This window comes from uncultured Allobosea sp. (assembly GCF_945956895.1).
Classification (GTDB): Bacteria; Pseudomonadota; Alphaproteobacteria; order Rhizobiales; family Beijerinckiaceae; genus Allobosea.
This window is the reverse complement of record NZ_CAMFJF010000002.1, coordinates 176,902-189,126: the sequence shown is the minus strand read 5'-3', so window position 1 is coordinate 189,126 and position 12,225 is coordinate 176,902. Positions and strand designations below refer to the sequence as shown.

Sequence of the window (12,225 nt, the reverse complement as noted above, 5' to 3'; positions counted from 1 at the left end):
CCGGAACGCTTCAGATCAAGGTTCAGGAATGGATCCCGGATCTCCGCTTCGCTCCGTCCGGGATGACACGCGCCTTTGGAAACGCGATAGCGGCTCTATCCCTTCCGCACCAATTGCTCCGTCGAGAATCCCGCCTTGCCGGCATAGCCCTTGACGATCTGCTCGCGTGATGCGTGGTCGAGCACCTGCTCGATATCGTCGAAGCCCTGCGGCGCCAGCGCTTCCACCGCGTCGATGACGCGCTCCGGCCCGCCGACCCGGTTCATCGCCACGACCTCCGCCGTCGCCGGCAGGCGCTGTGCTTCATAGGCGGCCAGCGCTTGGCGCGGATGCTCGGCCTTCGCCAGCCAGTCGGCGAGGCAGCGCGCATCGAGGATCGCCTGCGAAGCGCCGTTGGAGCCGACCGGGTACATCGGATGCGCGGCGTCGCCGAGCAGCGTCACGCGGCCATGGGTCCAGCGCGGCAGCGGATCGCGGTCGCACATCGGATATTCCCAGAAAGTCGAGGTCGCCCGGATCAGGGCGAGAACATCGACCTCCGGCACGCTGAAGCGCCTGGCGAAGGGCAGCACGTCCTCGAGCCGGCCGGGCTTCGACCAGGCCTCCTTCGGCGGCGGCCGCTCGGGATCGCCGGTGCGGATATTGACGACCCAGTTCAGCAGGCGCGTCTGCGGCGTCGCGCCCTCGCCGATCGGGTAGAGCACGAGCTTGCCGGCCATGCCGCCGGCGATGATCATGCTCTCGCCGTCGAGGAAGACGGGCCAGTCGCAGGCGCCGCGCCACATCTGCACGCCCTGCCAGCGCGGCGGTCCCTGGTTCGGGAAATAGAAGGCGCGCACGGCCGAGTGGATGCCATCGGCGCCGATCAGGATGTCGCCGCGAGCCGTCTTGCCCCCCTCGCCGAAGCGGGTATCGCTGAAATGCGCGGTGACGCCGCCCTCGTCCTGGATGAAGCCTTGCAGCCGGCGTCCGGTGCGAATCGCATCCTCGCCCAGCCGCTCGGCGACCGCGTCGCGGATGACCTTCTGCAAACGACCGCGATGGATCGAGAATTGCGGTACCGGCGCGCCGGCATGCAGGCCGCGCGGCTCGCGCCAGACGGTCTGCCCGAAGCGGTTCATGTAGTGCAATTCGCGCGTGCGGATGCCGACCGCGTCGAGCGCCGGCAGCAGGCCGAGATCGGCGAGCTCGCGGATGGCATGGGGCAGGGTGTTGATGCCGACGCCGACCTCGCGAATCTCGCTGGCCTGCTCGTAGATCGTCGCTCCGATACCGCGCGCATGGAGCATCAGCGCCAGGGTCAATCCACCAATGCCGCCGCCGACGATGATAACCTGCATCTGCCCGTCCCCCCAAGTCTAATATTTTAAGTTTGAAATATCTTTGTCCGGCTTGTCAATTTGCGCAAGGGGCAGGGGCAGCGTCGTCGGCTTCAACGCGTCTCGATCACGTCCTGAACCATTTCGAAGAAGCTTCGCACGAGGGGCAGGCGCTGGCGCTCGGCCCGGCAGACGATGTACTCGCCGACGTCGAAATCGGCGCCGGTGATGATGATGCGCTTCAGGCCGGCTTCCGGCTTGAACTCGGCGGCGAAGACCACGCCGATCCCGAAGCCGAAGGCAACGGCCTCGCGGACAGCCTCGCGCGACTGCACCTCAAGCAGGTTCGCAGGCTTGATGCCGGCGGCGGAGAGCCTGTTCTCGAAGACCTCGCGCGTGATCGAGCCGCGCTCGCGCAGCACGATGTCCTGGCCGGCGAAGGCCTCGATCGGGATCTGGTCGTGCCGGGCAAGCTCGTGCTGGTCCGAGACGAAGGCGACGAGATCGTCGGAGCGCAGCCGGACGCTGTGGATGCGCGGATCGGAATTGGCGCGCGCCGTGATCGCGACATCGGCGGCGAAATCCATGATCTGGTCGACGACTTCAGAGGAATTGCCGATCGTCAGCGAGAAGGTCAGGCCCGGATAGCGCTCGCGCATCCGGGCCAGCGCCGCCATCACATGGGTGGCGCTGTCGGCTGCGATCCGCAGATGGCCGCGCTGCAAGGTGCGGCTGCCGGCGAGCAGCGATTCCGCCTCGTCCTCGGCCGCGAATAGCCTCGCTGTCACTACGAAGAGGCTCTGCCCGAGCGGGGTCAGCTTCACCTGCCGCCCGGCGCGATCGAACAGGCGCACGCCATAGGCGTCTTCCAGTCCGCGGACCTGAGCGGAGAGGGTCGGCTGGCTGACATGGCGCGTCTTGGCCGCGCCGGTGAAGCTCTGCGCCTCGGCGACGGCGTGGAAGGCCGCAAGGCCGGAATAGCTAATGGCCATATCTATAGATCCTATCTATGCAAGATATGGAAACGATGTATTGGACCTATGTCAATCGCGGTCCTAGCGTCCGGGTCATCCGCCGCAACACATCGCGAGACCATCATGGCCCAGGCCCGCCGCCCTGCCTCTTCCGAAACCGGTGATCCGCTCCTCCTGACCCCCGGCCCGCTGACCACCAGCAAGGCCATCAAGGAGGCGATGGTGCATGATTGGGGTTCGCGCGACGCGACCTTCGTCGGCATCAACAAGGCGGTTCTGGAAGAGCTGCCGAAGATCATCCATGGCGGCGAGGATTTCGTCACCGTGCCGATGCAGGGCTCCGGCACCTTTGCCGTCGAGGCGATGCTGACCACCTTCGTGCCGCGCGACGGCAAGATCCTGGTCCTGATCAACGGTGCCTATGGCCAGCGTGCCAAGCGCATCCTGGAGATCGCCGGCCGCGCCGTCGCCGTGCATGAGACTGCCGAGGACACCCCGCTCGATCTCGCCGAGATCGACCGCATGCTGGTGGCCGACACCGCCATCACCCATATCTTCACCGTCCATTGCGAGACGACCAGCGGCATCCGCAACCCGGTCGAGGCCATCGCCGCGCTCGCAAAGCGCCATGGCCGCCGGCTGCTGATCGACTCGATGAGCGCTTTCGGCGCCCTGCCGCTCGACAGCCGCGAGGTCTATTTCGACGCGGTCGCAGCCTCCTCGAACAAATGCATCCAGGGCGTTCCCGGCCTCGGCTTCGTCATTGCCCGCAAGAATGCGCTGGCGCAGACCAAGGGCAATGCCACCACGCTGGTGCTCGATCTCCACGACCAGAACGCCGGCTTCGAGCGCACCGGCCAGTACCGCTTCACCCCGCCGATCCACGTCATCGTCGCCTTCCACGCGGCTTTGCAGGAGTTCTGGGCCGAGGGCGGCGTCGCCGGGCGCGGGGAGCGCTATGCCGAGAACGCCCGCATCCTGATCGAGGGCATGGAAGGGCTCGGCTTCCGCACGCTGCTGCCGGCGGCCCGGCAGGCGCCGATCATCGTCACCTTCCACATGCCGGAGGACAAGAACTTCGTCTTCCAGCGCTTCTACGACGCGCTGAAGGATGCTGGCTACGTCATCTACCCCGGCAAGCTGACGGTCGCGGACAGCTTCCGCATCGGCTGCATCGGCGCCCTTGGAGCGCAGGAGATGCGCGCCTTCGTCGCCACGGTGTCGGATGTCCTTGATGAGATGGGCGTCGGCCTGAAGTCGGCCGCGTGAGGAACCCAGAGATGACAATGCACACGAAGATTGGCGCGGATGTCGTTGCGAACGGTCGCGAATATGCGCGGCCGCAGCGCCCGACGGTGGTGATCTGCATGGACGGCTCGGAGCCGGCCTATATCGAGGCGGCGAGTGCCAAGGGCCTGACGCCGAACCTCGACCGGATCATGAAGACCGGCGCCAGCACCCATGCCTATTCGGTGATCCCGAGCTTCACCAACCCCAACAATCTCTCGATCATCACCGGCCGCCCACCGGTCTGGCACGGCATCGCCGGCAACTTCTTCTATGACCGCGAGGCCAAGGAAGAGGTGATGATGAACGATGCCCGCTTCCTGCGGGCACCGACCATCCTGGCCGAGTTCCAGAAGGCCGGCTTCAAGGTCGCGATGGTCACCGCCAAGGACAAGCTGCGCACGCTGCTCGGCAAGGGGCTCGACTTCGCCTCCGGCAGCGCCATCGCCTTCTCATCGGAGAAGGCCGACAAGGCCAACAAGGCTGAGAACGGCATCGAGAACGTGCTCGATTTCGTCGGCATGCCGGTGCCGTCGGTCTATTCGGCCGATCTCTCGGAGTTCGTCTTCGCTGCCGGCGTCAAGCTGCTGGAGACCTTCAAGCCGGACCTGATGTATCTCTCGACCACCGACTATGTGCAGCACAAGGCGGCACCCGGCTCGGAGATGGCGGATAGCTTCTATGCCATGTTCGACGGTTATGTCGGCAAGCTCGACGCGCAGGGCTGCACGCTCGTCATCACCGCCGATCACGGCATGAACGACAAGCACCTCGCCAATGGCGAGCCGGATGTCGTCTATCTCCAGAGCCTGATGGACGAGTGGTACGGCAAGGGCACGATGCGGGTGATCCTCCCGATCACCGACCCCTATGTCGTCCATCACGGCGCGCTCGGCTCCTTCGCCACGGTCTATCTGCCCGAAGGCGCCAGCCAGGAAGAGGTCGCGGCCCGCATTTCTGGCCTCGACGGCATCGCGCTGGCGGTGACCTCGGCCGAAGCCTGCGAGCGCTTCGAATTGCCGGCCGACCGGATCGGCGATGTCGTGGTCGTCTCGACCCGCCAGAAGGTGATCGGCACCTCGCCGGACAAGCACGATCTCTCCGGCCTGACCGAGCCGCTGCGCTCGCATGGCGGCATCACCGAGCAGCGCGTGCCGATGATCGCCAACCGGCCGATCACGGTGCCGCAGGGCCGGACCCTGCGTAATTTCGACGTCTTCGACGTCGCCCTGAACCTGGTGAACTGAGATGAACGCTGCGGTGAAGCCGCCGGTGCGGCGCGAGGCGATGCGCATCGCCGGCAAGCTGGTCACGACCGACGACATGGTCGAGGTCAGGAACCCCTACGATAACAGCCTCGTCGGCCTGATCCCGGCCGCCCGGCCCGAGCATGTCCGCGAGGCCTTCGCCCAGGCGAAGGCGTTCAAGCCGAAGCTTTCGCGCTACGAGCGCCAGCAGATCCTGCAGAAGACCGCCGAGCTGCTGCGCGACCGCAAGGAGCTCTTCGCGAAGCTGATCACTGCGGAAGCGGGCCTGTGCTGGAAGGATTCGCTCTATGAAGCCAGCCGCGCCTACGACGTCTGGTCCTTCGCGGCCCAGCTCACCATCAAGGACGATGGCGAGATGTTCTCCTGCGACATCTCGCCGAACGGCAAGGCGCGCAAGATCTTCACCACGCGCCAGCCGCTGCTCGGCGTGATCTCGGCCATCACCCCGTTCAACCACCCGCTCAACATGGTCAGCCACAAGCTGGCCCCGGCGATCGCGACCAATAATCGCCTGGTGCTGAAGCCGACCGAACTGACCCCGCTGACGGCTCTCGCACTGGCCGACGTGCTCTACGAGGCCGGCCTGCCACCGGAGATGCTCTCGGTCGTCACCGGCAATCCCTCGACCATGGGCGATGCGATGATCACTGATCCCGATGCGGATCTGGTGACCTTCACCGGCTCGGTCCGGGTCGGCAAGCACATCGCCAATACGGCGGGCTACAAGCGCATCGTGCTCGAGCTCGGCGGCAACGACCCGCTGATCGTCATGGAGGATGCCGATCTCGACAAGGCGGCCGAGCTCGCCGTCACCGGCGCGACCAAGAACTCGGGCCAGCGCTGCACGGCGGTGAAGCGTATCCTGGTGGTCGAGAGCGTCGCCGACGCCTTCTCCAAGCTCGTCGTCGAGAAGGCGAAGAAGCTGAAATGCGGCGACCCGATGGACCCGAACACCGATGTCGGCTGCGTCATCAACGCCCGCTCGGCTTCGCTCTTCCAGGCCCGCGTCGACGACGCGGTCACCAAGGGCGCCGAGGTTCTCTACGGCAAGCGGGCGGAAGGGGCGCTGTTCCACCCGACCGTCGTCGACAAGATCCCCTACACCTGCGAGCTGGTGCATGAAGAGACCTTCGGCCCGGTGATCCCGATCATCCGCGTGCCCAACGACATCGCCGAGGTGATCCGCATCTCGAACTCCACCGCCTATGGTCTCTCTTCCGGTATCTGCACGAACCGCTACGATTACATCCAGCGTTTCGTCGCCGATCTGGAGGTCGGCACGGTCAATCTCTGGGAGGTGCCGGGCTACCGGATCGAGATGTCCCCCTTCGGCGGCATCAAGGATTCCGGCCTCGGCTACAAGGAGGGTGTCGTCGAGGCCATGAAGTCCTTCACAAACGTCAAGACGTGGTCGATGCCCTGGACCGCGTGAACAAGAAACGGCCAGCGCAGGCGGAGCGATCCGCCTGCGTTTTTGCATGTCAGGGGAAGAAAACGTCCAAAGAGCGTTCAAGCTGACCATAAAGAGGGGATGAGAACATGAAGAACTGGCTTGCTTCCTGCGTCATCGGCGCCTTTGCGCTCGCGCTTCCGGGCGCCGCCTACGCGCAGAAAACGAAGGTGACCGTCTACACCGCCCTGGAGAACGATCAGCTCGGACCCTTCAAGGCCTCGATCGAGAAGGCCGTGCCCGAGGCGGAGGTCGTCTGGGTCCGTGACTCCACCGGTGTCATCACCGCCCGCTTCCTCGCCGAGAAGGACAATCCCCGCGCCGACATGGTGATGGGCCTGGCGGCGTCGAGCCTCTTGATGTTCGAGAAGGCGGGCCTGCTCGAAACCTACAAGCCCGCCGGCGCCGATGCGCTGAAGCCGGTCTTCCGCGATCCCAACAGCCCTTATACCTGGACCGGCATGGACGCCTATCTCGGTGTCGTCTGCTATAATACGGCCGAGGCCAAGGGCGTGCCCGTTCCGACCTCCTGGAAGGACCTGCTCAACCCGGCCTTCAAGGGCAAGATCGTGATGCCGCATCCGGCCTCATCCGGCACCGGCTATCTGATGGTCGCCGGCTGGCTGCAGAGCATGGGCGAGGCCGAGGGCTGGAAGTTCATGGACGGGCTGCACGAGAATATCGGCGCCTACCTGCATTCGGGCTCGGCGCCCTGCGTCCAGGCAGCGCGCGGCGAGCGCACCATCGGCCTGGCGCTCGACATGCGCGGCGCCTCCGAGAAGAGCAAGGGCGCGCCGATCGAGGTCGTGATCCCGAAGGAGGGCGTGGGCTGGGAGATGGAAGCCAGCGCCATCGTCAAGGGCAGCAAGAACCTCGCGCTGGCCAAGAAGATCGCCGATTGGTCGACGACCAAGGATGCCAACGAACTCTACTCCAAGACCTACGCCATCGTCGCCGCGCCCGGCGTCGGGACCAAGCCGGCGAACTATCCCGCCAATGCCGAGGCCGGGATGATCAAGAACGATCTGGGCTGGATGGCCGACAACCGCGATCGCGTGCTCGCCGAATGGTCGAAGCGCTACGAGTCCAAGGCGGCGCCGAAGAACTGAGCCTCTGCCATGTCGCCGGCCGCGCGGGCGGCCGGCGGCATGATCCGTGCAAGACGATAAGAGAAGTCCCGCCGCTGTTCGCGGGACGGATCTCTGTCCGTTCAGATGAAGGCCGGCACGATGTCCACGAGCACTACGCCCCACACCCCATTCCTCTCGATCCGCAACCTTGCCAAGAATTTCGGCGCGTTCCGGGCGCTGCACGACATCGATCTCGACATCCATCGCGGTGAGTTCGTCTGTTTCCTCGGCCCGTCCGGCTGCGGCAAGACCACCTTGCTGCGGGCGGTCGCCGGCCTCGATCAGCAGGATAGCGGCACGATCCATATGGGCGGGCGCGACGTGTCGCATGCCAGCCCGTCCGAGCGCGATTTCGGTATCGTCTTCCAGTCCTATGCGCTCTTCCCCAATCTCACGGTCGCCGACAATGTCGGCTACGGGCTGGTCAACCGCCGCCGCTCCCGCGACGAGATCGCCAGGCGCGTCAATGAACTCCTGACGCTTGTCGGCCTGCCGGATCAGGGGAAGAAATACCCGGTCCAGCTCTCGGGCGGCCAGCAGCAGCGCGTGGCGCTGGCGCGGGCTCTCGCCACCTCACCGGAACTGCTGCTGCTCGACGAGCCGCTCTCGGCGCTCGATGCCAAGGTTCGCGAGCGCCTGCGCGACGAGATGCGCTCGCTGCAGCAGCGGCTGGGCGTGACCACGATCATGGTGACGCATGACCAGGAGGAGGCGCTCGCCATGGCCGACCGCATCGTGGTGATGCGCGACGGCGCCGTCGAGCAGGTCGGCTCGCCCGAGGAAATCTACCGCCGCCCGGCTACGCCCTTCGTCGCCGATTTCGTCGGGCACATGACCTTCATGGACGCGATCGTGACCGGGCCGGGCAAGGTCCGCGTCGATGAGCTCGACCTCGTCGTCGCCAATGCCGCGCCCTTCGCCGTGGGCACGCCGGTGCGGCTCGCGATGCGGCCCGAGGAGGTCCGCACCCGCGGCATCGGCGCGGACACGCCGAACCGCTTTGAGGCGACGATCGGGGATCTCGCCTTCCTCGGCTCCTTCTGCCGGGCGCATCTGGAGCCGACCGGGTCGCGCGCGACCCGGATCGCCGCCGATTTTTCGACCAACGCGATGCGCGACCTCGGCATCATCCCGGGGCAGGTGCGCGCCGTCGCCTTTCCGCCCGAGGCGCTGCACGTTTTTGCCGGGGATGGACGATGAGCGATCTCGCACAGCCCCTGCCGATGGCCGAGACGTCCATGAAAGTGTCACCGGTCCGGATCAGCGAGCGCCATGTCGCTGGCGCGCTGATCCTGACGCTCTGCGCGGTGCTGGTGCTGATCATCGCCCTGCCGCTCTGGGCGCTCTTGTCGAAGAGCCTTGAAGACACGCAAGGGAAGTTCGTCGGCTTCGCCAATTTCGTCAGCTATGCGACGACGCCCTCGCTGTTCTATTCGCTGCTCAATAGCCTGCTGGTCGCCTGCGTCACGACGGCGATCGTGGTGCCGCTGGCTTTCCTCTACGCCTATGCGCTGCGCCGCAGCTGCATCCCGGCAAAAGGGGTGTTCTATGCTGCGGCGATGATCCCGGTCTTCGCGCCCTCGCTGCTGTCGGGCCTCGCGCTGATCTATCTCTTCGGCAACCAGGGCATCCTCAAATCCATGATGATGGGCGCCTCGCTCTACGGCCCCGTCGGCATCATCGCGGCGGAGGTGCTCTATTGCTTCCCGCACGCAATGCTGATCCTCGTCACGGCGCTGGCGCTCTCCGACGGGCGTCTGCGCGAGGCGGCGGACGCGATGGGCACCACGCGCAGGCGCATCTTCCGCACGATCACGCTGCCGGGCGCGCGCTACGGCGTGATCAGCGCGACCTTCGTCGTCTTCACGCTGGTCATCACCGATTTCGGTATTCCCAAGGTGATCGGCGGGCAGTTCAGCGTGCTGGCGACGGATGCCTATCGGCAGGTCGTAGGCCAGCAGAATTTCCCGATGGGCGCCGTTGTCGGCATCATCCTGCTCGTGCCGGCGGTGCTCGCCTTCTTCGTCGACCGCGTCGTGCAGCGGCGCCAGAGTGCCATGCTCTCGGCCCGCGCCGTGCCTTATGTCCCGCGCCCGGAGCGGCGCCGCGATCTCGCGCTTCTGGGCTTCGTCAGCCTGAGCGCGCTCGCCATCGTCGGCCCCTATGCGATCGCCTTCTGGGGCTCCTTCGTCAAATACTGGCCCTATAATCTGTCGCTGACGCTGGGCAATTACGACTTCTCCACGGTCGAGCCGGATGGCTGGGGGCCGTATCGCAACTCGCTCCTGCTGGCTTCGCTGACGGCGGTGATCGGGACTGCGCTGATCTTCACCGGCGCCTACCTGATCGAGAAGGTGAAGCTCTTCCCGCGGCTGCGGGCCTTCGCCCAGTTCCTGGCGATGCTGCCGATGGCGGTGCCGGGCCTCGTGCTCGGCCTCGGCTATGTCTTCTTCTACAATGCCGGCTGGAACCCGCTCGGCTTTCTCTACGGGACGCTGGCGATCCTGGTGATCAACACCGTCGCGCATTTCTACACGGTCGGCCACATCACGGCGCTGACCAGCCTGAAGCAGCTCGACGGCGAGTTCGAGTCGGTCTCGGCCTCGCTCAAGGTGCCGTTCTGGTCGACCTTCCGCCGCGTGACCGCGCCGATCTGCCTGCCGGCGATCCTCGACATCGCGGTCTATGTCTTCGTCAACGCCCTGACGACGGTCTCGGCCGTGATCTTCCTCTACGGCGCCGATACGAAACTCGCCTCGATCGCCATCGTTCATATGGACGAGGCCGGCGCGATGGCTTCCGCCGCGGGTATGGCGAGCGTCATCATGGTCACGGCCATCGCCGTGAAGCTGCTCCATGTCGGCCTCGACCAGCTGGTCTTCGGCCGCCTGCAGCAATGGCGCCAGCGTTAAGCCATGCCGAACGCGAACCGTCATTGCGAGGAGCGAAGCGACGAAGCAATCCAGGGAGCAGGCGGAAACGCCTCACCCGGTCCTCCCTGGATTGCTTCGCTGTGCTCGCAATGACGATCAGGTCGGCTGCAACATGAGGGATCGCGTCGGACCATGCGCCTTGGAGTGATTGCCGACATTCATGGAAACCTGCCCGCTCTCGAAGCGGTGCTGGCGAAGCTCGACGCCATCTCCGTCGATCGTCTGATCAATCTCGGTGATTGCGCCTCCGGTCCGCTCTGGCCAGCCGAGACGGTTGCGCTGCTGCGTTCACGCGACATGAGCCATGTCCGGGGCAATCACGACCGGGTGCTCGGCGCAGCCTCGCCCGAGGGGCTGGGCACCTCCGACAGCTATGCCTGGCGCGCGCTCGATCCGGAGGCACGTAACTGGCTGGCGGGTCTGCCGGTCGAGGCCGTGGTCGAGGGCGTGCTCTGCTTCCATGCGAGCCCCGGCGATGACGAGGCCTACCTGATGGAAGAGGTGCATGACGGCCATCTCGTGCCGTCGCCGATCGCAACGATCGAACAGCGTCTCGGCGGGCGGGCGGCGGCGCTCATGCTCTGCGGGCACAGCCATTTGCCGCGTGCAGCACGCTTGAGCTCCGGCACGATTGTGCTCAATCCCGGCAGCGTCGGGAATCCGGCCTATCACGACACGAACCCGGCCCATGTCTCCGAAAGCGGTATGCCGCATGCCCGCTTCGCCGTGGTGACGCTCGGCAAGGAGATCGCGATCGAGCATCACCTCGCGGTTTATGACTGGGAGCTCGCGGCCGAACGCGCGGAGTCGAATGGGCGCGCCGATTGGGCGCATGCTTTGCGGACCGGGACGGCGTAGCCGTAGCGCCGGTCGCTAACCCCTCAGGGACTGCGCCAACGAGAAGAAGGCCTGGATGGCCTTGCTGTTGCGTCGTTCGTGCAGGCAGATCAGCTTCTCGCGCATCAGGAGCGGCGGCCCGTCGAGCGGGATGCGGATGAGCCGCGGGTCGTCCTCACCGAACTCGGCCGCCGAGACGAAGCCGATGCCACCGCCCGCCGCCACGATGGCGCGCACCGCCTCACGGCCTTCCGCCTCCACGGCATAGCTCAGCGCGGCACCCAGTTCTGCCGCCCGCTGCTCCAGCAATTGCCGCGTGCGCGAGCCGCGCTCGCGCATGACGAGCGGCCATGTCGCCAGTTCCTGCAGTGAAAGCGCTGAGCGCGCCGCCGCAGGATGGCCTTTCGCGGCGAAGGCGATGATTGGTGAGACGTTGAGCGGCAGCACTTCGAAGGGCCGCTCGTCGCCGAGTTCGCCGAGCACGCCGATCTCGGCATCGTAGCCGATCAGTGTCTCGACGATGCTCCCGGTATTGCCCTGCGCGATCGAGACCTGGATGCCCGGATGGCGCTCGCGGAAGGCGGTGAGCACGTCGAGCACATGATGCACGGAATCGGCGACGATCCTGAGCGCGCCCGTCCGCAGCGAGCGCTCCTCCTGCAGAAGCTCAAGCGCCTCGCCCTCGGCTCCGAACAGGCGATGGGTCACGGCGAGCAGCCTCTGGCCGGCCGGCGTCAGGACGACCTGGCGATGGCGGCGGCTGAACAGCGCGACGTCGTATTCCTCCTCCAGCTTCCGGACTTGATCGGAAATCGCCGGCTGGGTGAGGTTGAGCGCCAGCGCCGCCTTTGAGAAGCCGCCGGACAGCGCGACCTGATGGAAGGCACGGAGCTGGACATAGCGCATGGCAGGCGGAGCCTCGAGAAGTCGATATGAGGTGATATCGCTGAAATTTATACTTGGATATGAAATAGCGATTTTTCAGATGGGCAAGGCAAGGGCATTCTGAAACGAGAGAGTCCCCTAG

The 12,225-nt window shown here is 65.8% G+C and carries 10 protein-coding genes; 7 read left to right on the top strand and 3 right to left on the bottom strand.

Annotation, left to right across the window (positions count from 1 at the left end; translation table 11 throughout):
* Positions 1–95: 95 nt before the first annotated feature.
* Positions 96–1,340 (bottom strand): flavin-dependent oxidoreductase, encoded by a 1,245-nt coding sequence (locus Q0Q02_RS02280; protein ID WP_293806497.1) that lies wholly within the window; start codon positions 1,338–1,340, stop codon positions 96–98.
* 92 nt (positions 1,341–1,432) lie between these two features.
* Positions 1,433–2,311 (bottom strand): LysR substrate-binding domain-containing protein, encoded by an 879-nt coding sequence (locus Q0Q02_RS02275; protein WP_293806495.1) that lies wholly within the window; start codon positions 2,309–2,311, stop codon positions 1,433–1,435.
* A gap of 105 nt (positions 2,312–2,416) precedes the next feature.
* On the opposite strand from Q0Q02_RS02275, the gene Q0Q02_RS02270 reads away from it, so the two are divergent.
* The 7 genes from Q0Q02_RS02270 (at position 2,417) to Q0Q02_RS02240 (ending at position 11,219) form a co-directional block, all read left to right on the top strand.
* A complete protein-coding gene (locus Q0Q02_RS02270; RefSeq protein ID WP_293806493.1) occupies positions 2,417–3,562 on the top strand; it encodes a 2-aminoethylphosphonate--pyruvate transaminase in 1,146 nt (381 codons plus the stop codon).
* A gap of 17 nt (positions 3,563–3,579) precedes the next feature.
* The gene (gene phnA, locus Q0Q02_RS02265) at positions 3,580–4,827 is read left to right on the top strand and encodes a phosphonoacetate hydrolase (RefSeq protein WP_293806492.1); all 1,248 of its coding nucleotides are present in this window, start codon (positions 3,580–3,582) and stop codon (positions 4,825–4,827) included.
* 1 nt (position 4,828) lies between these two features.
* Entirely contained in the window at positions 4,829–6,280 is a 1,452-nt protein-coding gene (gene phnY / locus Q0Q02_RS02260; RefSeq protein ID WP_293806491.1) for a phosphonoacetaldehyde dehydrogenase, read from the top strand.
* A gap of 107 nt (positions 6,281–6,387) precedes the next feature.
* A complete protein-coding gene (locus Q0Q02_RS02255) occupies positions 6,388–7,407 on the top strand; it encodes a putative 2-aminoethylphosphonate ABC transporter substrate-binding protein (protein ID WP_293806490.1) in 1,020 nt (339 codons plus the stop codon).
* 120 nt (positions 7,408–7,527) lie between these two features.
* A complete protein-coding gene (locus Q0Q02_RS02250) occupies positions 7,528–8,628 on the top strand; it encodes a putative 2-aminoethylphosphonate ABC transporter ATP-binding protein (protein WP_293806488.1) in 1,101 nt (366 codons plus the stop codon).
* Positions 8,625–10,340 (top strand): putative 2-aminoethylphosphonate ABC transporter permease subunit, encoded by a 1,716-nt coding sequence (locus Q0Q02_RS02245; protein ID WP_293806486.1) that lies wholly within the window; start codon positions 8,625–8,627, stop codon positions 10,338–10,340. Before Q0Q02_RS02250 ends, Q0Q02_RS02245 begins: the two co-directional genes overlap by 4 nt.
* Before the next feature lie 153 nt (positions 10,341–10,493).
* On the top strand, positions 10,494–11,219 hold the full coding sequence (locus Q0Q02_RS02240; protein ID WP_293806485.1) for a metallophosphoesterase family protein: 726 nt from the start codon (positions 10,494–10,496) through the stop codon (positions 11,217–11,219).
* A 15-nt stretch (positions 11,220–11,234) separates the two neighbouring features.
* Here Q0Q02_RS02240 and Q0Q02_RS02235 read toward each other — a convergent pair whose 3' ends face one another.
* Positions 11,235–12,104: a LysR substrate-binding domain-containing protein gene (locus tag Q0Q02_RS02235; RefSeq protein WP_293806484.1), complete on the bottom strand. Its 870-nt coding sequence runs from the start codon at positions 12,102–12,104 to the stop codon at positions 11,235–11,237.
* Positions 12,105–12,225: the final 121 nt, after the last annotated feature.

What these genes read in the sequence shown, in the direction of transcription:
- Q0Q02_RS02280 (WP_293806497.1), bottom strand. Translation starts at nt 1,340, where the DNA reads ATGCAGGTTATCATCGTCGGCGGCGGCATTGGTGGATTGACCCTGGCG.
- Q0Q02_RS02240 (WP_293806485.1), top strand. Translation starts at nt 10,494, where the DNA reads ATGCGCCTTGGAGTGATTGCCGACATTCATGGAAACCTGCCCGCTCTC.
- phnY (WP_293806491.1), top strand. Translation starts at nt 4,829, where the DNA reads ATGAACGCTGCGGTGAAGCCGCCGGTGCGGCGCGAGGCGATGCGCATC.
- Q0Q02_RS02255 (WP_293806490.1), top strand. Translation starts at nt 6,388, where the DNA reads ATGAAGAACTGGCTTGCTTCCTGCGTCATCGGCGCCTTTGCGCTCGCG.
- Q0Q02_RS02235 (WP_293806484.1), bottom strand. Translation starts at nt 12,104, where the DNA reads ATGCGCTATGTCCAGCTCCGTGCCTTCCATCAGGTCGCGCTGTCCGGC.
- Q0Q02_RS02270 (WP_293806493.1), top strand. Translation starts at nt 2,417, where the DNA reads ATGGCCCAGGCCCGCCGCCCTGCCTCTTCCGAAACCGGTGATCCGCTC.
- Q0Q02_RS02250 (WP_293806488.1), top strand. Translation starts at nt 7,528, where the DNA reads ATGTCCACGAGCACTACGCCCCACACCCCATTCCTCTCGATCCGCAAC.
- Q0Q02_RS02245 (WP_293806486.1), top strand. Translation starts at nt 8,625, where the DNA reads ATGAGCGATCTCGCACAGCCCCTGCCGATGGCCGAGACGTCCATGAAA.
- phnA (WP_293806492.1), top strand. Translation starts at nt 3,580, where the DNA reads ATGCACACGAAGATTGGCGCGGATGTCGTTGCGAACGGTCGCGAATAT.
- Q0Q02_RS02275 (WP_293806495.1), bottom strand. Translation starts at nt 2,311, where the DNA reads ATGGCCATTAGCTATTCCGGCCTTGCGGCCTTCCACGCCGTCGCCGAG.